Annotated in this window: 21 protein-coding genes; 19 read left to right on the top strand and 2 right to left on the bottom strand. The window is 47.7% G+C overall.

What is annotated here, in order from left to right; genetic code table 11:
- Positions 1-264 precede the first annotated feature (264 nt).
- Both HMPREF9446_RS08405 and HMPREF9446_RS08410 read left to right on the top strand, forming a co-directional pair.
- Entirely contained in the window at positions 265-675 is a 411-nt protein-coding gene (locus HMPREF9446_RS08405; RefSeq protein ID WP_009125154.1) for a hypothetical protein, read from the top strand.
- Between the two features lie 110 nt (positions 676-785).
- A complete protein-coding gene (locus tag HMPREF9446_RS08410; RefSeq protein ID WP_009125155.1) occupies positions 786-1,325 on the top strand; it encodes a hypothetical protein in 540 nt (179 codons plus the stop codon).
- Positions 1,326-1,372: 47 nt separating this feature from the next.
- Here the strand turns inward: HMPREF9446_RS08410 and HMPREF9446_RS08415 are convergent, their stop codons facing one another.
- Positions 1,373-3,199, bottom strand: a complete 1,827-nt coding sequence (locus HMPREF9446_RS08415) for a MutS family DNA mismatch repair protein (protein ID WP_009125156.1) — start codon at positions 3,197-3,199, stop codon at positions 1,373-1,375.
- 175 nt (positions 3,200-3,374) lie between these two features.
- On the opposite strand from HMPREF9446_RS08415, the gene HMPREF9446_RS08420 reads away from it, so the two are divergent.
- Both HMPREF9446_RS08420 and HMPREF9446_RS08425 read left to right on the top strand, forming a co-directional pair.
- On the top strand, positions 3,375-4,010 hold the full coding sequence (locus HMPREF9446_RS08420) for a DUF6563 family protein (RefSeq protein ID WP_039968800.1): 636 nt from the start codon (positions 3,375-3,377) through the stop codon (positions 4,008-4,010).
- 207 nt (positions 4,011-4,217) lie between these two features.
- Positions 4,218-4,670 carry a DUF6078 family protein gene (locus HMPREF9446_RS08425; RefSeq protein ID WP_009125159.1) on the top strand — a complete coding sequence of 151 codons (453 nt, stop codon included), beginning with the start codon at positions 4,218-4,220 and terminating at the stop codon, positions 4,668-4,670.
- A gap of 432 nt (positions 4,671-5,102) precedes the next feature.
- On the opposite strand, the gene HMPREF9446_RS19080 is transcribed toward HMPREF9446_RS08425, so the two are convergent.
- Entirely contained in the window at positions 5,103-5,429 is a 327-nt protein-coding gene (locus HMPREF9446_RS19080) for a hypothetical protein (RefSeq protein ID WP_245532257.1), read from the bottom strand.
- Positions 5,430-5,733: 304 nt separating this feature from the next.
- Here HMPREF9446_RS19080 and HMPREF9446_RS08435 point away from each other — a divergent pair, with 304 nt between their 5' ends.
- The 15 genes from HMPREF9446_RS08435 (at position 5,734) to HMPREF9446_RS08505 (ending at position 24,445) form a co-directional block, all read left to right on the top strand.
- The gene (locus HMPREF9446_RS08435) at positions 5,734-7,767 is read left to right on the top strand and encodes a urocanate hydratase (RefSeq protein ID WP_009125163.1); all 2,034 of its coding nucleotides are present in this window, start codon (positions 5,734-5,736) and stop codon (positions 7,765-7,767) included.
- Between the two features lie 67 nt (positions 7,768-7,834).
- A complete protein-coding gene (gene ftcD, locus HMPREF9446_RS08440) occupies positions 7,835-8,731 on the top strand; it encodes a glutamate formimidoyltransferase (RefSeq protein WP_009125164.1) in 897 nt (298 codons plus the stop codon).
- Positions 8,732-8,766: 35 nt separating this feature from the next.
- On the top strand, positions 8,767-9,048 hold the full coding sequence (locus tag HMPREF9446_RS08445; protein WP_009125165.1) for a GxxExxY protein: 282 nt from the start codon (positions 8,767-8,769) through the stop codon (positions 9,046-9,048).
- A 152-nt stretch (positions 9,049-9,200) separates the two neighbouring features.
- Positions 9,201-10,454 carry an imidazolonepropionase gene (gene hutI, locus HMPREF9446_RS08450; RefSeq protein WP_009125166.1) on the top strand — a complete coding sequence of 418 codons (1,254 nt, stop codon included), beginning with the start codon at positions 9,201-9,203 and terminating at the stop codon, positions 10,452-10,454.
- Positions 10,455-10,558: 104 nt separating this feature from the next.
- Positions 10,559-11,188 (top strand): cyclodeaminase/cyclohydrolase family protein, encoded by a 630-nt coding sequence (locus HMPREF9446_RS08455; protein WP_009125167.1) that lies wholly within the window; start codon positions 10,559-10,561, stop codon positions 11,186-11,188.
- Positions 11,185-12,681, top strand: coding sequence for a histidine ammonia-lyase (gene hutH / locus HMPREF9446_RS08460; RefSeq protein WP_009125168.1), 1,497 nt, complete (start codon positions 11,185-11,187; stop codon positions 12,679-12,681). The genes HMPREF9446_RS08455 and hutH overlap by 4 nt, the downstream gene beginning before the upstream one ends.
- A gap of 160 nt (positions 12,682-12,841) precedes the next feature.
- Positions 12,842-13,492, top strand: a complete 651-nt coding sequence (locus HMPREF9446_RS08465; protein WP_009125169.1) for a TetR/AcrR family transcriptional regulator — start codon at positions 12,842-12,844, stop codon at positions 13,490-13,492.
- A 46-nt stretch (positions 13,493-13,538) separates the two neighbouring features.
- Positions 13,539-14,894 carry a TolC family protein gene (locus tag HMPREF9446_RS08470; RefSeq protein WP_009125170.1) on the top strand — a complete coding sequence of 452 codons (1,356 nt, stop codon included), beginning with the start codon at positions 13,539-13,541 and terminating at the stop codon, positions 14,892-14,894.
- Between the two features lie 44 nt (positions 14,895-14,938).
- Positions 14,939-15,955: an efflux RND transporter periplasmic adaptor subunit gene (locus HMPREF9446_RS08475; RefSeq protein ID WP_039968818.1), complete on the top strand. Its 1,017-nt coding sequence runs from the start codon at positions 14,939-14,941 to the stop codon at positions 15,953-15,955.
- Between the two features lie 112 nt (positions 15,956-16,067).
- Positions 16,068-19,181 (top strand): efflux RND transporter permease subunit, encoded by a 3,114-nt coding sequence (locus HMPREF9446_RS08480; protein ID WP_009125172.1) that lies wholly within the window; start codon positions 16,068-16,070, stop codon positions 19,179-19,181.
- A 22-nt stretch (positions 19,182-19,203) separates the two neighbouring features.
- Positions 19,204-19,497: a PG0541 family transporter-associated protein gene (locus HMPREF9446_RS08485; protein ID WP_009125173.1), complete on the top strand. Its 294-nt coding sequence runs from the start codon at positions 19,204-19,206 to the stop codon at positions 19,495-19,497.
- Between the two features lie 121 nt (positions 19,498-19,618).
- Positions 19,619-20,995, top strand: a complete 1,377-nt coding sequence (locus HMPREF9446_RS08490; RefSeq protein ID WP_009125174.1) for an SGNH/GDSL hydrolase family protein — start codon at positions 19,619-19,621, stop codon at positions 20,993-20,995.
- Positions 20,996-21,047: 52 nt separating this feature from the next.
- Positions 21,048-21,911 carry an SGNH/GDSL hydrolase family protein gene (locus tag HMPREF9446_RS08495; protein ID WP_009125175.1) on the top strand — a complete coding sequence of 288 codons (864 nt, stop codon included), beginning with the start codon at positions 21,048-21,050 and terminating at the stop codon, positions 21,909-21,911.
- Complete coding sequence (locus HMPREF9446_RS08500; protein WP_009125176.1) at positions 21,895-23,394, top strand: MBOAT family O-acyltransferase; 1,500 nt, start codon at positions 21,895-21,897, stop codon at positions 23,392-23,394. The genes HMPREF9446_RS08495 and HMPREF9446_RS08500 overlap by 17 nt, the downstream gene beginning before the upstream one ends.
- Before the next feature lie 325 nt (positions 23,395-23,719).
- A complete protein-coding gene (locus HMPREF9446_RS08505; RefSeq protein ID WP_009125178.1) occupies positions 23,720-24,445 on the top strand; it encodes an SGNH/GDSL hydrolase family protein in 726 nt (241 codons plus the stop codon).
- Positions 24,446-24,565: the final 120 nt, after the last annotated feature.

Here is a 24,565-nt window from a genome sequence, read left to right on the forward strand (position 1 = left end):
AAGGCATCCCGTCACGGATGCCTTCTTTTTTATGCCATTCTTTGAGTATCCATTTTTATCTTTCCCGTTATTCTTTCCCGTTATTCTTTTTCCGGGTATATTTCTGTCTTCATTCCGCCAGATTCTGTGGAAATAGGTAAAAGGCGAGGAAAGCAGGTCAGGAAGACCGTTTCTTTTATATTTCCCCTAAATCATTGAACAAACATTAAAAGATGTGTGAGTAAAACAATCCTATGAAAGAAACTGTTATATTTGCAGGTAGATATGGCTAAATTTTTAAGACTTATAGGATTTTTGGTGCTTGTCTTGTCCCTTTGGCAGACAGCAAGCGATACATTTGCCGATAGGGAAGCAGATGCAGGAAAGCCTATGTCTGAAAACGTTGCCGTATATCAGCAGGAAGAGACTTGTGTATCGGCACCTCAGTTGCCTTATTTGCCGGATGCTGAATTGGCAGGTATGTCCGGGCAGTCGCAATTATTGTCTTTTTCCCGTGTGCAGCGTTTTATTACTACTGAGTATATTTTCTCATTGAAAGATTGGGTTGACAAACTGGCCCAGCGAGAGGCAGCTCTATCCTTGCATCGTGAAAAACTTTACGATTCTACGGCATACTATCGTTGTCAACCTGTGTGTGAATATTACATTTTCACGCTAAGGCGAATAATCATTTAGTGTTTTTATTGAATTCAGTTTTTATTTATCCCGTTTGCATCGAGTGATGTGTGCAGGGGGTAAGATTGTATTTTCTATATTAAATAAATTCATTAAAACAGATTCTAATTATGGCAACCCAAACTATTGATGCAACCCTTTTTGCATCGACTCACCCCGATATTGTAAAGCGTACCAGTGTTTCCGGACTTATTTTTTCAGTAACTATGCTGGTAGTGGGAATTCTACTTTTTGTATCTCTTTTTGAGATGAATGACAAGTCTTCTACAGTCAGCATGACACTGATGGTGGCAGGTACGGCTTTGATTCTATTCGGTGTTTTCCGTTTGTTTTGGAAATCAAAAGAGATCGTCTATTTGCCTACCGGAAGTGTGGCAAAAGAACGGAGTATATACTTCGATTTGAAGCATTTAGGCAAGTTGACAGAAATGATTGAGCACAAGATGCTGAATGGCGAATCGGAGATAAAGAGTGATGCCAGCGGAAATGTACGTATGGATATCATGCTTTCGCAAGACAACAAATTTGCAGCTGTGCAACTGTTCCAGTTTGTTCCCTATACTTACACTCCGGTGACAACCGTGTTTTATTTCACGGGAGGGGAGGCTGCTGCAGTATCCGCTTTCCTGATGAAAAGCACAATGGCATGACCTCGTGATAAGATAACTATAGACTTAACTAAATTGGGAGGTGGGGATTAGTCGGTAACGGCAATCCCCATCTTTTTCATAAGGAAACAGGCATTCATGTTCCGGGCGATGCCCGGCCTGAGGCGATAGGAGAATGTCAATTCATTATCGGTGATATCTGCCTCAAAGCAATAGTTCCGGATATCTTCGGGGAAAAGATCGATGAGCGTACCCAATAGCAGGTCGTGGGTAGCAATGATGCCGTTGGCCTGTAATGCCATGAACTGTTTGATGAGGGCAAATGAACCTTTTTGCTTGTCCTTGGAATTGGTCCCTTTCAATATTTCGTCAAGGATAATGAACAGTTCCTCGCCGGACTGCAGTTTGTCGATAATCAGTTTCAGCCGTTTCAGTTCGGCAAAGAAATAAGACTCGTTGTCGTTCAATGAGTCGGAAGTACGCAAGCTGGTGATGAGCCGGGCGGGATAAACCTCCATCTGGCTGGCACAGACAGGACTGCCGATGCAGGCAAGGAGATAATTGATACCTACCGTACGCAGATAGGTACTTTTTCCGGCCATATTGGCTCCGGTAATGATGATGAAGAATGGCTGTTTCTCCATGTCGATGCCGTTGCGCACACAACGGTCGCGTTGCATCAACGGATGTCCTAAAGCCTCGGCCCGGAGGCGGAAGGGGCTGTGCCCTACCTTTTCTTGGACTATGGCAGGATATATATAATCCGGATGATTATAGGCAAAAGCAGCCAATGCGTTGAGAGCATCTATCCGTCCGATGGCAGTCAGCCAACGGGGCAATTCGGAGGCATATTGCTTCTTCCAGGCTTCAATGCGCATGATCTGGCGCAGTTCCCAAAAGAAGAAACCGTTGAGGATGACATACATGAAAACATTGTTTCGTTGGTCAAGTTCATTCATCAGCTTGTTCAATTGCCGGATGGAGTGGGAAGCTCCCTGTTCTTCCCCACCGATTTCCTCTTTGATTTCTTTCAGCAGCGCGGCTTGCATAGGCTGCTCTTCCATGAGGCGGAGCAGTACGGCATAGGTAGCGAGAATCCGCAGTTTTTTTCCATATACGGTTTGTATCTTGGTGATTTTGCCGGTGAAGCTGAAACCGGCGATGACAAAACACGTCCAGATGAAGCCATAAATGGTGGCAGGTAAAATTCCGGCAAAGATCAGCAGGATGCAGGCAACGTTTATGGCCGTTACCGCTGCCGGAAGAATACGCAAGAACTTTTTGGTTCTGAATACGTCAGGACTTGCGGCCCACGCATTCAGTTCGGCTTCATCTGCCGCTTTCCCTTTATGCAACAAGCCGAGGATGCGGAAATGCTGGCGGAACTTCAATTCGGGAGCCAGTTCGCGGATGGCCTCCTGCCGTTTCAAGATTTCCTCTTTCTTTTCGAGATGTTTGTTGAACCAGGAAGCCAAGCGTTTTTTCCCTAACTGCGTACAGGTCCGGTTGACATATTGAAATAGAGAGTGCGGGCCGAATACATCCAAATCATAAGTATAAAGATGTGCCGGATCCTCGAATTCCTTTCCGTCGTCGAAGGAAGAGATGTCATAGTTCAATGCAGCAAGTTCCTGTTCGTTGATTTCTACCTTTTTCTCCAGATAATCTTTCCGGTAGAACAGGCGGTTGTGATATTTGATCAAAAGCATGAACGGCAGTAAAGTAACGATTGCGATGCCTGTCGGCAGGGCCCATCCTTCCGGCCAGAAATAGATGATTCCGGCTATCCCGGCAATAAACAGCAGCAGGCGTAACGTGCCGATCCGGTAAATTTGTTGCTGTACTTTGTTCAGTTCCCGTCTTGCCTCTTCTGCCATGTCGCGGTAGGCAGTGCTGACCTTGTCTATTGTATCCATTGGCTTGCTATATGGTTAAGTCAGGCAAAGATATGTATTTCCCGTTGCTTCTTGGGGCTTTGCACAGTTGAATTCTTTTCGTCTTTTATCTTTTTCCTGCATTTTTTTGTGCGCTTCCGATAAAAAATGTAATTTTAGCTCAGAAAAACAAAGTATCAGAAAGAGGAGGCAGGAAATGAAAAGGTATTGGCTGTTAGGTTTTTGGGCATTAATCATGACTTTGCCGTCTGCGGCACAGCAGATTATGTACGCCAATCTGAGGGGATTGGTAGAGAACCGTGGAGATACAGTGAGCACATTGAAAGTTGAGAAGCGAACGAAAAATCAGATTTATTTGATGGGAGGAGCCGATTACCGCATTGCCGCAGATAATAACCCGGGACTGTGCAAGTATCTGAAATCCCGCTGTTATGCTGTACAGATAGACACATCGCTTTACGTCAACTGCAAGAAGATGCGTTACAAACGCTATCGTCTTGGGTTGTGGTACGCTCCTGCCATGTGGGTGAAGGGTAAGGTCTATTTCTGTGCACAGCCGGTGGGGCAGGCTGCCACCAGCACGATGACTCCCGGTGCAGCCGCCAAGTTAGGAGGTGAAGTAGGCGATGCCATCAATGCTTCCGGATTGGCGAATGCCCGTGTTTATTACGAATTGAATCCGGAGACAGGCAAGTCGGAGTTCGTGGGGAAAGAACGGATGCTGCAACTGTTGGAAAGATACCCGGAACTGAAGGCGGAGTTTGAGAAAGAGACAAGCGAGTCGGCACAGGTTGTCGGCAGATACCTGCGGGCACTGGCTTTGGAAAAATAATCTGGAGAGAGGGCGTTCCGGCAGGTCTTCCGTCCGGGTGCCATCCTTATTTTAGGCACGAATTACAGGGACTTCATGGTTTTGGTATCGTGGTTATGCGAAACAGCCGTGTCGTTCCGTGTGATTCGTGCCTGAAATCATTATGGCGTAGCCTGATAAATGCCCTTTTCTCGAGGTAAGAACAAAAAGATTTAAAGACTTGAGATTATGATATTATTGCAAGATGTGCCCAACGGGTACGATTATTGTTTTGCGGGCAAAGACAAGTGCCCGAAGGCAGCTACCTGCCTGCGTGCCATAGCGGCGCGACTGCTGTCCGAAAGTGAAGACGAGCAGCCGGAGACAGTCCGCGCGGTGAATCCCTTCTATGTGGAGCGTTTGCCCGATTACTCCTCCTGCGGGCGCTATCGTTCCAGCGAACCGCTGCGTTATGCCAAAGGCATGTCCCGCCTTTTTGACGAGATTCCCTTGAAGCAGGTGTCCATAGTGCGCCTCAGAGTCATGGGATGCTTTTCGTGTGAACGTTATTACTATCACTGCCGCAAGGGCGAACGGCTGATTACCCCCGAAGAGCAGCAACGGATAGTCGGGGTGTTCAACAGGGCCGGGATTGGTACAAAACCGAAATTCGACAGCTATGAATATGGACTGGCTTGGTAAGCCGGTTCTTGTTTGGGTGCATTCTTCTGTCGCAGGCCGTATTTTGCAGAATTACTTCCAACAGCTTGCATCATTACTGCAAACCTTTTGCAGCGGCACTGTATCTACTGTGCAGTGTCACTGCATCTACTTTGCAGAATGACTGAACATTAGTTTGCAGTGGTACTGCATGCGGGCTGCAGCGTCACTGCAAACGGTATGCAGTGTCTTTGCTGTATGAATGCCTTGATTCATAGTCTTTTATGTTTTTGCTACTTTCTCCCTGTGCCGGGCTTCAGGAAGTCGTTCCTGCTCATTTTCCTTAGGTACCTCTTCTCCTTGTTTCCGTTTTCGATGACAAGGGTAAGCGAGTCCTTCCATTGCAGGAGAGAAGAAAAGGAAGAGATGTCGCACGATACGGTGCGCCACTCGCTGCTTGTCTTTGTCCATCCGTCAGGAATGCGCGGATGATAGCAAAGCTGTAGCCTTAGGGTGTCCGGACGCTGCCTCTTCCCGGATGAGAGGATGGACTACATCGTATGTCTCTATCGCCCGGACGGAGACGTTATCTATATGCTGTACGCCATTGGCATCGACAGTCCAATCGCTTTCCATGTAAGAAAAAGTGAAATACCCCCTTTCCTTACCGGCAAGTTCCTTGCTATAGGAAATGGCCACATCCGCAAATGCTCTGGAACCATCATCTTCCAAGTCCATACAGCTTGTGCAGGCAAACATGCTGCAAACTAATGCGATAATGCCGGAAAGTAAACTTCTCATATTCTTCTTTTTTTATGTATGACAAGATTTATTGTCCCCGTTTGCAGACAAGATTCCTACAAATATACATCTTTTTTTGACAAGACATTCACGGGCATACTCTTTTTCAACGAAGCCTGCCGGCAATGGCTGTTTCTCTTTTGCAATGTCTGCGGTTGCAGGACGGGGTGGTTTTCTTTTCTTTTTGACTAAAAGATAAATAACTGCGGCCTTCTATTGCGAATTCCGGGATTTATTTTTATATTGCGGCAAATATCGGCAGGTAATGGCTGACAATTTGTAACCTTATTATATCCTAATTATTATGGAGATAACCCTCGATAACACATTGCCTCCTTATCCCTCCTTCGTTGAGGGCATCCGGCGGGCACCCGACCGTGGCTACACGCTTACCCCTTCTCAGACGGCTACGGCGTTGAAGAATGCATTGCGCTATATCCCTACGGAACTGCACGAAACTCTGGCGCCTGAGTTTATGGAAGAACTCCGTACCCGCGGGCGCATCTACGGCTACCGCTACCGTCCGCAAGGCGACTTGAAGGCGAAGCCCATTGATGAATACAAAGGGAATTGCATCGAAGGCAAGGCCTTCCAGGTGATGATCGACAATAACCTTTGTTTCGACATCGCCCTCTATCCCTACGAACTTGTCACCTACGGAGAGACGGGGCAGGTCTGCCAGAACTGGATGCAGTATAGGCTTATCAAACAATACCTTGAAGTGCTGACGCGTGAACAGACGCTCGTCATCGAAAGCGGGCATCCGTTGGGGCTTTTCAAGTCGAAACCCGAAGCCCCCCGTGTCATCATTACCAATGCACTGATGGTGGGCCTTTACGATAATCAGAAAGACTGGCATACCGCCATGCAGATGGGAGTCGCCAATTACGGTCAGATGACCGCCGGCGGCTGGATGTACATTGGTCCGCAGGGCATCGTGCACGGCACCTTCAACACACTTCTGAATGCCGGGCGCCTGAAGCTGGGCATTCCGCAGGACGGTGACTTGAAAGGACGTCTGTTTATATCCTCCGGTCTGGGAGGCATGAGCGGCGCACAGCCCAAGGCTGCCGAGATGGCGGGGGCAGTGGCTATCATTGCCGAGGTGGACGCTTCCCGCATCGAGACTCGTCACACCCAGGGATGGGTGGGGCATGTAACGGATTCTCTGCAAGAAGCTTTCTCTTTGGCGCGGCAGGCAATGGAGAGCTGCCGGCCTGTCTCCATAGCCTATCATGGAAATGTCGTCGATTTATTGGAATACGCTGTGCAGAAAGGATTGCCGGTTGACTTGCTTTCCGACCAGACCTCCTGCCATGCCACCTACGAAGGCGGTTATTGTCCCGCCGGGCTGACGTTTGAACAACGCACCCGCATGCTGCACGAAAACCCGTCGGAATTCCGAAAACTGGTGGACGGCTCATTGAAACGTCATTTCGAAGCTGTCAAGGCGCTGGTAAACCGGGGTACCTATTTCTTTGATTACGGCAACTCCTTCATGAAGGCCGTTTATGATGCCGGTGTGCAGGAGATTGCACGGGACGGGGACGATAAGAACGGCTTCATTTTCCCCAGTTATGTAGAAGACATCATGGGACCGGAACTGTTCGACTACGGCTACGGCCCCTTCCGTTGGGTATGTCTGAGCGGGAAACATGAAGACTTAGTGAAGACAGACCATGCCGCCATGGAATGCATCGATCCTACACGCCGCGGGCAGGATCTGGATAATTACAACTGGATTCGTGATGCGGAGAAGAACAACCTGGTGGTCGGTACGCAAGCGCGGATTCTTTATCAAGATGCCGAAGGGCGCATGAAGATCGCCTTGCGTTTCAATGAAATGGTGCGCAACGGAGAAGTCGGTCCCATCATGTTGGGACGCGACCACCATGATGTCAGCGGTACGGACTCTCCGTTCCGGGAAACTTCCAACATAAAAGACGGCAGCAACGTCATGGCAGATATGGCCGTGCAGTGCTTTGCCGGAAACTGTGCACGGGGCATGAGCCTGGTGGCCTTGCACAATGGCGGCGGTGTGGGAATCGGCAAAGCCGTCAACGGTGGTTTCGGCATGGTGTGCGACGGCTCCGAAAGGGTGGATGAGATATTGCGCTCGGCCATGTTGTGGGACGTGATGGGCGGTGTGGCACGCCGTTCGTGGGCGCGCAACCCGCATGCCATAGAGACAAGTGAGGAATTCAACCGTACGCATGCCGACGGTTACCATATCACGATACCGTATGTGGCGGATGAGGAGTTGATAAATAAGTATATTTCTACCCCTCGTTCTCTTGAAGGGAAGGGAGAGACGTCCGATTTTTTTAATGGTATATAATTCAAACAATATAAATGAAAGTATCCTCGTTCCCCTTTTAGGGAATGAGGGGTAAACAGATTACATTATGGACAGAATCATGGAATGTGTCCCCAACTTCAGCGAGGGACGCGATTTGCAGAAGATAGATAAGATTGTAGCTCCTTTCCGTGCCCGGCAGGGTGTAAAGTTGTTGGATTACAGCAACGATGAAGACCACAACCGACTGGTAGTCACCGTGGTCGGCGAACCCGAACCGTTGCGTGATGCCGTGTTGGAGGCCATCGGGGTGGCTGTTCGGCTTATTGATCTCAATACGCACCAAGGACAACATCCCCGCATGGGTGCGGTGGATGTGGTACCCTTCATTCCCATCAGGAATGTGTCGATGGAAGAAGCCGTCGCCCTCTCCAAAGAAGTAGGGGAAGAAGTGGCGGAACGCTATAATCTGCCTGTATTCCTGTATGAAAAGTCAGCATCCGCACCGCATCGCGAGAATCTTGCCGCCATCCGCAAGGGCGAGTTCGAGGGAATGGCGGAAAAGATAAGACAACCGGAGTGGCATCCGGACTTCGGCCCTGCCGAGCGGCATCCCACCGCCGGTACTGTGGCTATCGGTGCCCGTATGCCTTTGGTGGCATACAATATAAACCTCAGTACTCCCAGCCTGGAGATTGCCCATGACATCGCCAAGAAGATTCGTTTCATCGGCGGCGGTTTGCGTTACTGCAAGGCAATGGGAGTGGAGCTGAAAGACCGGGGGATTACCCAGGTTTCCATCAACATGACAGACTTCACCCGTACGGCACTTTACCGTGCTTTTGAGTTGGTACGCATTGAAGCGCGCCGTTACGGAGTCAGCATCGTGGGAAGCGAGATTATCGGGCTGGTACCCATGGAAGCGCTGATAGACACTGCTTCCTATTACTTGGGACTGGAGAATTTCTCGATGGAGCAAGTGCTCGAAGCAAGAATAATAGAATAAATATTGGAACGCAAATTACGCAAATTCTTGGAATTGTGACTGAAAAAGAAGAGGTGGATGAAATCTTGAAGGCTTTTTATGAGGTATATAATACTTTGGGTTATGGCTTTTTAGAACGGGTTTATCAGAATGCTCTTTATTTTGAATTAATAAATAGAGGATTTACTTGTGAGGCTCAAAAGAAAATTGAAGTTTGCTATAAAGGGCGTGTTGTAGGTGAATATTATGCTGATATTGTTGTTGATCAGAATATAATATTAGAGCTTAAAGCTGCGGAATCATTATGCCCTGAACATGAATATCAGTTGATAAACTAACTATCTGAGAGCTACTGATATTGAAGTAGGCTATGTTCTGAATTTTGGTAAGCATGCGATGTTTAAGCGTAAGATATTCACGAATGAACAGAAAAAAAGAAGTATCTGAGATTTGCGTAATTTGTGTTCCACCCCTTTAATATAACATACTTATGGCTGAAAACCTTATCATTTTTAATGCCCGCGTCGTGACCCCCGTCGGTTTCTCTGCCCGCCGTGGCAGGGAGATGGGAGAACTTTGCGTCATGGACAATGCCACAGTAGAAGTCACCGATGGCATCATCACCTATGTCGGCAAGAACCGTGGTGAAGAGCGCGATGGATATTATCAGCATTACTGGCACTACAATGCTCGCGGCAAGTGTTTGCTTCCTGGTTTTGTAGATTCCCACACACACTTTGTCTTCGGCGGCGAACGTGCCGAAGAATTCTCCTGGCGTCTCAAAGGCGAAAGTTACATGTCCATCATGCAGCGTGGCGGCGGCATCGTCAGTACGGTGAAGGCTACCCGTGCATGCAACTTTATCCGGCTGCGCGGCAAGGCGGAAGGTTTTCTGAAGCAGATGAGCGCCATGGGTGTCACCACTGTGGAAGGAAAAAGCGGCTATGGGCTGGACAGGGAGACGGAATTGCTTCAGCTTCGTGTCATGCGCAGCCTGAATAACGATGAGCATAAACGGGTAGATGTCGTATCTACTTTCCTCGGTGCCCATGCCGTGCCCGAAGAGTATGGCGGACGCACGGATGAGTACATTGATTTCCTGATCCGTGAAGTGATGCCCGCCGTGGTGCAGAATGACTTGGCCGAGTTCTGCGATGTCTTCTGCGAGCAGGGAGTTTTCTCCCTTGAGCAGTCCCGCCGTTTGCTGCTTGCCGCCCGCGGCATGGGGTTTAAGCTGAAACTCCATGCCGATGAGATCATTCCCCTGGGAGGTGCCGGGCTGGCGGCGGAATTGTCCGCCGTTTCGGCCGACCATCTGCTGCATGCCTCGGATGCCGATATCTGTGCCATGGCAGATAAAGGGGTAGTGGCGACCTTGCTTCCGCTGACAGCCTTTGCCTTGAAAGAACCGTACGCCCGTGGCAGGGAGATGATAGATGCCGGCTGCGCTGTGGCGCTTGCTACCGACCTTAATCCCGGCAGTTGCTTCTCCGGCTCCATTCCTCTGACTTTTGCCCTGGCATGCATTTACATGAATATGAGCATTGAAGAAGCCATCACCGCCCTTACTCTGAACGGTGCAGCCGCCTTGAACCGTGCGGACAGCATCGGCAGCATCGAGGTCGGTAAGAAAGGCGACTTCGTTGTCCTCAATACCGATAATTATCATTTCCTACCTTATTGTATAGGGATGAATTGCGTGAATACCACTATTAAGGAAGGGGTATTGTATCCTGTACTGTAAGGGAGAAAGGAACACAAATTACATAAATTACACAAATGAGAAACCGTTTCAAAGAATTTGCGTAATTTGCGTTCCAATAACTAATAACTTTAAACTTAATCACTATGTTAGTAGAATTAGCAGTAAAAGAGTTCTTGAATAAAGTAGCAGGCAGTGACCCCGTTCCCGGTGGCGGTAGCATTGCGGCATTGAACGGCGCTATCGCTTCCGCTTTGGCCGCCATGGTTGCCAACCTTACGATTGGAAAGAAAGGTTACGAACCCCACGAGGAGTTGATGCGTCATATTTCCGAAGTGGCCTTGCGCCAGAAGGAACTGTTCGTGGCCGATATAGACCGCGACTCCGAGGCCTACGACGGTGTGTTTGCTTGTTTCAAGATGCCCAAGGCTACGGATGAAGAGAAGGCGGCCCGCAGTGCTGCCATTCAGGAGGCTACCAAGCATGCCGCCCTTGTTCCCATGCAGGTGGCGCGCAATGCTTACGAACTGATGACAATCCTCATGGATGTGGCCCGTCTGGGCAACCGGAATGCGGTTACGGATGCTTGTGTAGCCATGATGTCCGCCCGTTCTGCCGTGCTCGGTGCCCTGATGAATGTGCGTATCAACCTCGGCTCTTTGAAAGACAAGGAGTTTGTGGACCGGCTTCAGCGGGAGGCGGACGAACTGGAACGCCTGGCCTGTGCCAGGGAAAAGGAATTGTTGGATGAAATCAATCAGGAACTGAAAGTATGAGCAATGTCTATTACGTAGGTTCGGGTGAGCTCACTTTCGACCTCATCGAACGCATTATCAATGAGAACCTGAAGCTGGAACTGGCTCCCGAAGCCAAAGAGCGGATACAGAAATGCCGGGACTATTTGGACAGGAAGATTGCCGGGTCCGAAGAACCTTTGTATGGAATTACTACCGGTTTCGGCTCGTTGTGCAGCAAGAACATCTCTCCCGATGAGTTGGGCACCTTGCAGGAGAATCTCATCAAGAGCCATGCTTGCAGTGTGGGCGAAGAAATCCGCCCGGTCATTATCAAACTGATGTTGCTGCTCAAGGCACATGCCCTTTCCTTGGGGCATAGCGGGGTGCAAGTCATTACAGTCCAGCGTATCCTCGATTTTTTCAACAACGACGTGATGCCTATTGTCTATGACCGCGGTTCATTGGGCGCCTCCGGCGATCTTGCTCCGCTTGCCAACCTCTTTCTGCCCCTTATCGGTGTGGGAGATGTTTACTACAAGGGAAAGAAACGGGAAGCCATCAGTGTGCTCGATGAATTTGGCTGGGAACCTGTGAAGCTGATGAGCAAGGAGGGCTTGGCGCTGCTTAATGGAACACAGTTTATGAGTGCCAACGGTGTTTTTGCCATCCTCAAAGCTTTCCGCCTCTCCAAGAGAGCCGACCTTATTGCCGCCCTTTCCCTTGAAGCTTTCGACGGGCGTATCGATCCTTTCATGGACTGCATCCAGCAAATCCGTCCCCATAAGGGACAGATTGAAACAGGCGGGCACTTTCGCAAACTGTTGGAAGGCAGCGAACTGATTGCACGTCCCAAACAGAATGTGCAGGATCCGTATTCTTTCCGTTGTATTCCGCAGGTACATGGTGCGACCAAAGATGCCATCCGCTACGTCGCTTCCGTGCTGCTGACCGAAATCAATTCCGTAACGGACAATCCCACGATCTTTCCCGATGAGGACCGCATCATTTCCGGAGGTAATTTCCACGGACAACCGCTTGCCATTTCGTACGATTTTCTCGCCATTGCGCTGGCGGAACTGGGCAACGTGTCCGAGCGTCGTGTAGCCCAGCTTATCATGGGGTTGCGCGGGCTTCCCGAGTTCCTGGTTGCCAATCCCGGCTTGAACTCCGGTTTCATGATACCGCAGTATGCGGCTGCTTCCATGGTCAGCCAGAATAAGATGTACTGTTATGCGGCCAGCAGTGATTCCATTGTTTCCAGCAACGGTCAGGAAGACCACGTCAGTATGGGGGCCAATGCGGCGACCAAGCTGTATCGCATCATGGATAACCTGGAACATATACTTGCCATCGAGCTGATGAATGCGGCCCAGGGTATTGATTTCCGCCGTCCACTGAAAACCTCTCCCCTGTTGGAACGTTTCCTGCACGAGTACCGCAAGGAGGTTCCTTTCGTGAAAGATGACATCGTGATGTACAAGGAAATTCACAAAACGGTCGCTTTCCTCAACCGGACGAAGTTTGATTACTGATGACTTCCCAATTAATCCGCCAGAAGCATAATAATTATTAATCTATTGAATAAAAGGAAGGAAACTCAATCGATGAATTGAGTTTTCTTCCTATATTTGTCCCGTATTATTCCGATAATGAATAGAAATAATCAGTTTTAAGTTTTTAAAAGGAACAAAAATGGGCGAACATACGAAACAGCTTGCATCACGGCTGGAACTGCGGGAGCGAATTGTCGGTACTGCCGTGACGGCATTTTCCACACATGGAATCAAGAGTATAACGATGGACGATATTGCCGCGTCCCTGGGCATCTCTAAACGTACCCTTTATGAGGTTTTTCCCGATAAGGAGACCTTGTTGGAAGAATGTATCCTGAAAGAACAAAGGGAAACCGACGTGTTTATCAAAGGTGTTCTGACTACCTCAAGCAATGTGTTGGAAGTCTTGTTGAAATGCTACCTGCGCAGCATTGAGAAATTTCATGCCACCAATAAAAAGTTTTTCGAAGATATAAAGAAATATCCCAGAGCTTATGAATTGATGAAAAATGACAATAACCGTAATTCGGAAGGTACCATTAATTTTTTCAAGGAAGGAGTGAAACAGGGAATGTTCCGTGATGACGTAAATTTTGCCATTGTCAATTTGCTGGTACGTGAGCAGCTGGACATGTTGATGAATACAGACCTTTGCGACAGATATTCGTTTCTGGAGGTGTACGAGTCCATTATGTTCACATTCCTGCGTGGTATTTCGACGGAAAAAGGAGCTTCCGAGCTGGAAGTTTTTATTCGTGACTACCGTAGGAAGCATGTTCCGAAGGAGTAGGATGAGAAATAATAAAAACAACTAAAATCAAGCTATTAATTAATTTATGAAGATGCAGAAAAAATGGGTAGGTAGGGCACTGTTACTGACGGTTGCCCTACTGTTTGCCGGTAGCCGTACACAAGCACAAGAGGCCAAAGAAACCCTGACCTTGAACCTTGACAGGGCTTTGGAAATCGCTCTGAGCGACAACCCCACCATGAAGGTGGCAGAGGACGAGATCGCTCTGAAGAAAGTGGCTCATAAAGAAACCTGGCAGAGTTTATTGCCACAGGCAAGCATTGACGGTACGTTGAATCATACCATCACTGCCGCGGAAATGAATCTTGGCGGGCAGTCGTTCAAAATGGGTATGGACAACTCGAATACTGCGACTGGTGTACTCAGCATCAGTCTGCCTATCTTTGCTCCCAGTGTGTATAGGGCTATGTCGATGACCAGGACGGACATAGAACTGGCTGTGGAGAAGTCGCGCGCTTCCCGGCAGGATTTGGTAAACCAGGTGACCAAGGCCTATTATCAGCTGATGCTGGCACAGGACTCTTACGAAGTGCTGCAGAAAAGCTATAAACTGTCGGAAGACAATTTCAACATTGTCAATGCAAAGTACCAGCAAGGTGCAGTAAGCGAATTTGATAAAATCAGTGCCGAAGTGCAGATGCGCAGCATAAAGCCGAATGTGATTTCGGCAAGTAATGCCGTGACATTGTCCAAATTGCAGCTGAAAGTGCTTATGGGGGTTACAGCCGACGTGGATGTCAAGATTGACGATAATCTGACCAACTATGAGACGGCTTTGTTTGCCAACGAACTTGCCGGAACCGGAACGAGCCTGGAATACAACACGACTATGAAACAGCTGGATTTGAACTGGAAAATGCTGAAACAGAACATCAAGTCGCTGCGTACCAATTTCATGCCTACTTTGGGTATGAACTATTCTTATCAGTATCAATCTTTGTACAATGAAAATTGGAATCTGTTCAATTACAATTGGGGAGGTAGCTCCTCATTGGTTTTCAGTCTGAGTATTCCTCTGTATAAGGCGAGTAATTTTACGAAACTGAAATCGAACCGTATCCAGATGCGCCAGCTGGAGCAGAACCGTATAGATACGGAACGCAAGTTGAATATGCAGGTCACCAGTTTCCAGAACAACATGGCCGCCAGTTCCGAGCAAGTTGTCAGCAACCGTGAAAACGTGATGCAGGCGCAGAAGGCGGTGCAGATTGCGGGCAAGCGCTATGAAGTGGGCAAGGGCACGGTGCTTGAACTGAACACTTCGCAGGTGCAGCTTACCGAAGCCGAATTGACTTATAACCAGTCTATCTACGATTATCTGGTAGCCAAGGCCGATCTTGACCAGATATTGGGCAAAGATTACGTGCCGGGTGGAAAATGAGAAATGAAGAGTGAACAATGAAGAACAGAAACAAGAATAACGATATGAAAAAAGGTTTTCAATTAATCGCCCTGCTGGCTGTTGCAATGCTGGGCTCATGTAGCGGTGGTAACGACAAGGCTGCAACGGAAAAAGTGGACGAGAAGCCGAGAGTGAAGCTGGCGGAAGTAACTGCCCGTCCGGTGGAACAGATCCAGGAATATACAGCTACGGTGGAGGCTGAAGTGAAGAACAACATCGCTCCTTCTTCTCCTGTGCGTATTGACCGTATCTGGGTGGAAGTGGGCGACCGTGTCGCCAAAGGCCAAAAGCTGGTAAGCATGGATGCGGCCAATCTGAAACAGACCAAGTTTCAATTGGATAACCAGAAGATTGAATTTAAGCGTATAGACGAGTTATATAAGGTGGGCGGTGCTTCCAAGTCCGAATGGGATGCCGCCAAGATGGCGTTGGATGTAAAAGAAACGGCCTACAACAATTTGCTGGAGAATACTTCTCTGCTCAGCCCTATCAATGGAGTGGTGACGGCACGTAATTATGATAACGGAGACATGTATAGCGGTGGACAGCCGGTATTGGTGGTAGAACAGATTACTCCGGTAAAACTGCTTATCAATGTTTCCGAGACTTATTTTACCCAAGTGAAGAAAGGCTCGCCCGTAACCGTGAAACTGGATGTTTATGGTGATGAAGTGTTCGAGGGCACTATCAGCTTGGTTTATCCTACCATCGATGCAGGTACGCGTACTTTCCCGGTGGAGATCAAGCTTGCCAACAGGGACCAGAAGGTGCGTCCGGGAATGTTTGCCCGTGCAACGCTCAACTTCGGGAAAAAGGACAATGTGGTTGTTCCCGATCTGGCCATCGTGAAACAGGCCGGTGCCGGTGACCGTTATGTATATGTCTATAAGGATGGTAAGGTGTCCTATAATAAAGTGGAACTGGGACGCCGCATGGGTACGGAATATGAGTTGCTCTCCGGTGTGCCCGATAATTCACAGGTCGTAGTGGCCGGACAGGCGAAACTGGCTAACGGCATGGAGGTAGAGGTAGAGAAATAATTATGAATTTTGAATGATGAATGTTGAATGACCTTGCGGTTTACGTTTGTGATTCTTCATTATTCATTGCTCACGATTTATAATTCATAATTCACAATTCAAAATTAGTAACATGAGTTTATACGAAGGTGCGGTTAAAAAACCGATTATGACCTCGCTCTGCTTCTTGGCAGTAGTGATATTTGGTCTGTTCTCCCTGTCAAAACTACCTATCGACCTGTATCCCGATATCGATACGAATACGATTATGGTGATGACGGCATATCCGGGAGCGAGTGCTTCGGATATAGAGAACAATGTGACTCGTCCGTTGGAAAATGTGTTGAACTCTGTCAGTAACCTAAAGCATATCACTTCCCGTTCTTCGGAGAATATGTCTTTGATTACATTGGAGTTTGAGTTCGGTAATGATATTGACGTGCTGACGAATGACGTGCGCGATAAGTTGGACATGGTAAGTTCCGAACTTCCGGATGACGTGGAGAATCCCATCATCTTTAAGTTCAGCACGGACATGATTCCCATCGTGCTGCTTTCGGTACAGGCCAATGAGAGCCAGGCTGCTCTTTATAAGATTCTGGACGACCGTGTCGTGAACCCGTTGGCGCGTATTCCCGGTGTGGGTACGGTGTCCATCAGCGGTGCACCGCAGCGTGAAATCCAGGTATATTGCGATCCTTATAAACTGGAGGCTTATAACCTGAGCATCGAGACCATCAGCTCCATAATCGGAGCGGAGAACAGGAATATTCCGGGCGGTAACTTCGACATCGGTAATGAGACCTATTCATTGCGTGTGGAAGGTGAGTTTGATGATTCCCGCCAGTTGGAAGATGTAGTGGTGGGGACTTATAACGGTGCCAGTGTGTATCTGCGTGATGTGGCGAAAGTAGTGGATACGGTGGAAGAACGTGCGCAGGAGACTTATAATAACGGTGTGCAGGGGGCCATGATTGTGGTCCAGAAACAGTCGGGTGCCAATTCTGTGGAAATCTCCAAGAAGGTGCAGCAGGCGCTTCCCCGTCTGCAGAAGAACTTGCCGAGTGATGTGAAGTTGGGTGTCATTGTCGATACGTCCGAGAACATCCTGAATACCATCGACAGTTTGACGGAAACGGTCATGTATGCGCTGCTGTTCGTTGTCATTGTGGTGTTCCTTTTCTTGGGGCGTTGGCGTGCCACGCTGATTATCTGTATCACGATTCCTCTTTCATTGATTGCATCGTTCATTTATCTGGCAATCTCGGGGAACACCATCAATATCATATCGCTTTCGTCTCTTTCTATTGCTATCGGTATGGTGGTGGACGATGCCATCGTGGTATTGGAGAACGTGACTACGCATATTGAACGAGGCTCTGACCCGAAGCAGGCGGCTGTGCATGGAACAAACGAGGTAGCTATTTCCGTAGTGGCTTCTACCTTGACTATGATTGCCGTATTCTTTCCGTTGACCATGGTCAGCGGTATGTCTGGAGTGTTGTTCAAGCAGCTGGGCTGGATGATGTGTGCCATCATGTTCATTTCAACGGTAGCTGCGTTGTCTCTGACGCCGATGCTCTGTTCACAGTTGCTCCGCCTGCAGAGGAAACAGTCGAAGGCGTTTACCCTGTTCTTCAAGCCGATTGAGCGCGTGCTCGACGGACTGGACAATGGGTATGCACGTATGTTGAACTGGGCAGTGCGCCACCGTGTGTCGGTGCTTGTAGGCTGTGTGGTCTTTTTTGTACTCAGTCTGCTGTGTGCCAAGACGATTGGTACGGAGTTCTTCCCGGCCCAGGATAATGCCCGTATTGCTGTGCAGCTGGAATTGCCCATCGGCACACGTAAGGAAGTGGCACGGGACATCTCTGAGAAACTGACCAACCAGTGGCTTGAGAAATATAAGGGGGTGATGAAGGTATGTAACTATACCGTAGGCCAGGCCGACTCGGATAATACCTGGGCGTCTATGCAGGATAACGGTTCGCACATCATCTCTTTTAATATCAGCTTGGTAGATCCTGATGAACGTACCATTACGTTGGAGAAAGTCTGCGACGAGATGCGTGAGGATCTTAAGAAATATCCGGAATTCAGTAAGGCACAGGTAATTCTGGGAGGTAGTAATACTGGCATGTCTGCCCAGGCATCTGCCGACTTCGAGGTATATGGGTACAGTATGGCAGAAACAGACAGTGTTGCCGCTAAGTTGAAACGTGAGTTGCTTAACGTGAAAGGCGTGTCCGAAGTCAATGTCAGCCGCAGCGATTATCAGCCCGAATATCAGGTGGACTTTGATCGTGAGAAGCTGGCGTTGCATGGCTTGAACTTATCTACTGCCGCTACTTATCTGCGTAATCGTATTAATGGTGCCACTGCGTCGAAATACCGTGAGGATGGTGACGAGTATGACATCAAGGTGCGCTATGCTCCCGAGTTCCGAACCAGTTTGGATGCCATAGAGAATATTTTGGTGTATAATGCCGCAGGTGAAGGTGTTCGCATCAAGGATATTGGAACCGTAGTTGAGCGTTTTGCTCCGCCTACCATCGAACGTAAGGACCGTGAACGTATCGTGACGGTGTCTGCCGTTATATCCGGTGCTCCGTTGGGTAACGTGGTGGCTGCGGGTAACGCCATTATCGAGAAGATGGATATTCCGTCAGATGTCACCATCCAGGTATCCGGCTCATTCGAAGACCAGCAGGATTCGTTCCGTGACTTGGGTACACTGGGAGTGTTGATCATCATCCTTGTGTTCATTGTAATGGCGGCGCAGTTTGAATCGCTGACCTATCCGTTCATTCTGATTCTTTCCGTTCCTTTTGCCATGAGTGGTGTGCTGATGGCGCTGTTCATCACGAACACAACGCTCAGCGTCATGAGTTTGTTGGGAAGTATCATGTTGATTGGTATTGTGGTGAAGAACGGTATTGTGCTCATTGACTACACTATCCTTTGTCGTGAACGGGGGCAGTCGGTATTGAATGCGGTGGTTACGGCAGGTAAAAGCCGTCTCCGTCCGGTATTGATGACTACCATGACTACTATTCTCGGTATGATTCCGATGGCAATCAGTACGGGACAAGGCTCTGAAATGTGGAGCCCGATGGCTATTGCCGTAATCGGTGGTTTGGCGGTATCTACCATCCTGACCTTAATTTACGTTCCTACCATGTACTGTATTTTCGGTGGTGTAGGGATCAAGCGTCAGCGCCGTAAAATGCGCAGACAGTTATCATAATCAATTATCAATCAAAAGAAATATGAAATCTGTATTAATCACATTCGACCAAGCGTACTACGAACGTATCATTGCTGCCCTTGACAGGCTGAATTGCCGTGGCTTTACTTATTGGGAACAGGTGCGCGGGCGTGGCTCCAAAACAGGCGATCCGCATTATGGAAGTCATGCATGGCCTTCCATGTGCTCTGCCATCTTGGCGATGGTGGAGGATGAAAGGGTAGATCCCTTGTTGGAAGTGCTGCATAATATGGACAAGCAGACCGAGCAGTTGGGACTGCGGGCGTTTGTCTGGAACATAGAAAAGACCATTTGATAAATTCTATTCTATAAACAGTAATTATCCCCGGAGTAAAAAGATGTTTTCTTCGGGGATAATTCTTTTGGTATAAGGGGATTTTTTCGTCCTATTCTCTATCTTTGCGCCCGAATTGGTTATGGAAAAGAATGTATTGAAACATACGGGCCTGTTAGTATTCATCGTGGTAGTGGCACTATTGCTGATGTATCTGTTGCCGGAAATAGAGATAGGCGGTCATGTGATGAGGCGTGTGGATATCTTGGGGGATGTACGCCACGTTCCCGATCCGGTCAGCGAGCCGGACAGCCTCCTTCCTCCGCCTCCTAAGGTAAAGCCGGCTTTTGTAGATACTTGCCGTGCCGGCATGACTTGTGTGGAAGATTACAGTGATTCTACGATGCGTGGCATGGTGCGCTTTTACCGGGCACTTGATGAGCTTGCGGAAAATCCCCGTCAGGTACGTATAGCTTATTTCGGTGATTCGTTCATTGAAGCCGATATCCTGACTGCCGATTTGCGGGAGATGCTCCAGAAACGCTATGGCGGTTGTGGAGTAGGTTTTGTGACCATTACTTCGATGACAAGCGGGTTCCGTCCTACGGTACGTCATTCCTTTGGCGGATGGCAAAGTCACAGTGTGATGGACTCGGTATTTTTTGACCGTAGCAAACAAGGAGTATCCGGACATTACTTTATTCCGGATGCAGGTGCATACGTAGAACTGAAAGGACAGAAAAACTATGCTTCCCGGCTGGATACTTGCCGACGTGCCAGCATTTTCTTCTTCAATCGGAGAGAGACTACTTTGTCGGTACGTGTAAACCGGGGGGAAGCGGTTACGAAGACCTTTGAACCCACCGGTGGCTTGCAGGAAATGAGTGTGGAGGGTACTATCGGCTCTGTCCGGTGGACAGTAGAGAGGGCTGATTCCACTCTTTTCTATGGTCTTGCCATGGACGGTATGTCGGGCATTACGGTGGATAACTTCTCATTGCGTGGCACTTCCGGGCTTTCGCTTCGTTCCGTTCCCATACAGATGATGCGCGAATTCAATGAACAGCGTCCTTATGATCTGATTATCCTGCAATATGGATTGAATGTGGCTACCGAACGCGGGCGGAACTACGACCGTTACATTGCCGGCATGCAGACGACTCTGGAACATTTGAAAGAAGCTTTCCCGCAGGCGGGCATTCTGGTTGTCAGCGTAGGTGACCGTGATTATAAAACGGCTGAAGGTGAGCTGCGGACAATGCCCGGTATCAAGAATCTGGTACGATATCAGCAGAATCTGGCAGCCGATGAGGCGGTTGCTTTCTGGAATCTTTTTGAGGCAATGGGGGGAGAGGGCAGTATGGCAAGAATGGTACATGCCAAGCCCTCTATGGCAAATTATGACTATACACACATCAATTTCCGTGGAGGCAAGCATCTTGCCGGACTGCTGTATGAGGCGTTGGTTTACGGTAAAGAACAGTATGACAGGAGGCGTGCCTATGAGACGGAACCGTAAGAAGAAGCTGCGGCTGTACGATTTGCGATCCACGGTCTGCTGCGTTGTGTTTATGCTGCTTGCGGCAACACAATCCCTCCAGGCTCAAGATATGCTGCCCGGTTTCCCCCGTCTTCAGGAGGCGATGGCGGATTGTGATACTCTTTGTTCTTATGGACAGCGTACGGACACCGTGACTGTTCCTTTCATTACTTTTCCTGCCACTTTTCGCGAGCTTAAAGAAAATGAGATTACAGATAGTCTCGGTATCCTCCGTCCTTTTTGGGAAAAACTTCGTTTGCTCCGTTTGGGGGCTTCTGCTGATACTCTCCGTATCGTTCATGTGGGCGACAGCCATATTCGTGGGCATATCCTTCCTCGCACTGCCGGTGACTTGATGCAAAGGACTTTTGGTGCGCTGTCTTATACGGATGTAGGCGTTAACGGTGCATTTTGTCTGACTTTCACTCGTCCTGACCGCATTGAAAAGATTGCTGCTTTGCATCCCGACTTGGTTATACTCTCTTTCGGAACCAATGAAAGTCATAACCGGCGTTATAATCCTATGTTGCATTATCGCCAGATGGATGATTTGGTCCGTCTGCTTCGTGACAGTCTGCCTGGCGTGCCTATGTTGCTGACGACTCCTCCCGGCTCTTACGAAAGTTTCCGCATGCGTCGTCGCCGCCGTACTTATTCGATAAACCCGCGTACAGCTCTTGCCGTACAAACCATTCATAAATATGCCGATGAGAATGGGCTGGCGGTTTGGGATATGTATAACATACTTGGTGGTACACGTCGTGCCTGCCTCAATTGGCAGGAGGCCGGGCTGATGCGTCCTGACCATGTGCATTACATGCCTGATGGTTATGTGTTGCAAGGTGAACTGCTTTACCAGGCTCTTATAAAAGCTTACAATGATTATGTTCGATAAGGCATTTGATATAGATTTAGTCCGTTTGCGCGACATCTTTGTTTATGATTCGCAGGCTCCGATGATATTCAGCAGTGGTTTGTTCCTCTGGCTGTTTGCCGCTTTTATAGTAGTTTATTTATTGTTGCAGCAGCGTGCTACTGCCCGTCTGATGTTTGTAACGTTGTTTTCCTATTATTTTTATTATAAAAGCAGCGGTACATATTTCTTTTTGCTTGCCCTTGTCACGGTGTCCGATTTTCTTCTGGCTCATTTTATGGAACGTACCGTGGTACATTGGAAACGCAAGATGTGGGTGGTATTGAGTCTCATGATTAATCTGGGATTATTGTGTTATTTTAAATACGCCAATTTCTTCTGTGATATTTTTGCTTCCCTTGTAGGCGGCACTTTCACGGCGATGGATATTTTCTTGCCGGTAGGTATCTCATTCTTTACTTTCCAATCGTTGAGCTATACCATTGATGTGTATCGCAAGGAGATTAAACCGCTGACCAACCTTTTGGATTATGCTTTCTATGTCTCTTTCTTTCCACAATTAGTGGCAGGCCCCATTGTCCGTGCCAAAGACTTTATTCCGCAGATTCGCCGTCCGCTGTTTGTGTCGGATGAAATGTTTGGGCGAGGCATTTTTCTTATTGTCAGCGGGCTTTTCAAGAAAGCGGTAATATCAGATTATATCAGTGTCAATTTTGTAGAGCGTATTTTCGATAATCCTACTCTTTATTCTGGGGTGGAGAATCTGATGGGCGTTTACGGGTATGCCCTGCAGATTTATTGTGATTTCTCCGGATATAGTGATATGGCCATCGGAATTGCTTTGCTCTTGGGATTCCACTTTAATATAAATTTTGATTCTCCTTATAAATCCGCTTCTGTTACGGAGTTCTGGCGGAGGTGGCATATTTCGCTTTCCAGTTGGCTGCGCGATTACCTGTATATCTCTTTGGGAGGAAACCGGAAAGGTAAAATCCGCCAGTATGCTAACCTTGTCATCACCATGTTTTTAGGCGGTTTGTGGCATGGTGCTTCCTGGAATTTTGTTTTATGGGGCATGTTGCACGGCATTGCTCTTGCGGTGCATAAGTTCTGGATGACTCTGAGCGGACGTAAAAAAGGAGAGAAAAGTCATGGAATCCGCCGTTTTTTCGGTGTCCTTATTACATTCCATTTTGTCTGTTTCTGCTGGATTTTCTTTCGCAATGCAGAGTTTTCCACATCCATGGATATGCTGAACCAGATATTCACAACTTTCCGTCCACAACTTTTCCCGCAATTGATAGAGGGGTATTGGGAGGTGTTTGCTCTGATGGCATTGGGATATTTCCTGCATTTCGTGCCTGATAGCTGGGAACGTGCTTGTACAAAGACAGTTATCCGCCTTCCCTTACTTGGAAAGGCGGTACTGATGGTGGTCATGATTTATCTGGTTATCCAGATGAAAAGTTCAGAGATACAGCCGTTCATTTATTTTCAGTTTTGAATACCTTTTGTTTGTCCTCTCTTTGCTCTGTACTCTTTATGTGACATCTCTGTATGTTTCTTGAAGTATTGTCTGGAGAATGACTGGTCGGGAAAGTGGTATTTGTCGGTAATAATGGGATTTTGATGGGGAAACAGCGTTTCCATTCTTCTCGGAGATGTTTCCGGTAATATAGAACGTGACCACCTTGAAAGGCGAATCTTTTCAGACTGAATGTACTGATTGCATAGTAATTTTCACTTTCTCTTTTGTCGGTCAAAAGAGAAATCATACATTTGTTGTATAGAAAAATATTGGATATTAATTTTAATATTGCTGTAATTGTATGAACATTAAATTCTTCTTTTGTTCTTTGGTGCTGTTCCTAATGATGGTTTCAGAAGCATTTTCCCAACAGAAAATCTCTATTTTGGGTGATTCTTATTCTACCTTTTATGCTTATGTGACTCCGGAAACTAATCTTTGTTGGTATGGTGTTCCCGGTGAAGAAAAAGAAAACGATGTCAGACAAGTAGAGGAGACTTGGTGGTATCGTTTCATAAATGATAATGGTTATAAGCTAGAATGTAACAATTCTTATTCCGGCTCTACTATCTGTCATACAGGTTATGAGAAGAAAGATTATTCTGACCGGTCTTTTGTTACCCGTATGTATAATCTGGGTAATCCGGATATTATTTTTATTTTTGGTGGAACAAATGATAGTTGGGCAGGGGTTCCGATGGGGAAATTCCAATATAGTGGTTGGACAAAAGCGGATCTTTATAGTTTCCGTCCTGCATTTTGCCGTTTGTTGGCTTACATTGTAGAGCGATATCCTAAAGCTGCAGTATATAATATTACCAATTCTGAACTTTCAAAAGATATAACTGATTCAATGAATGAAATATGCTGCCATTATAATATTACTAATATTCATTTGCACGATATTGACAAACAATGGGGACATCCGTCTGTGAAAGGAATGAAAAGTATCAGCAGCCAACTTAGGGAGTCTATATCTCCGGCTTTGCAGAAATATACTTTTTCTATAGCTTCTGAAAAGCAATAGGCAAATTAACGGTTTATAAAGTAAGTTTTTCTTTCTCCTGGGGAGCCATATTTTTCGCTATATATTTTCATGTGCGTATATATATAATGTGTCCCCCTTCTTCCCCTTCTTCCTTACCTT

Source organism: Bacteroides fluxus YIT 12057 (assembly GCF_000195635.1).
In the GTDB taxonomy this organism is placed as follows: domain Bacteria; phylum Bacteroidota; class Bacteroidia; order Bacteroidales; family Bacteroidaceae; genus Bacteroides; species Bacteroides fluxus.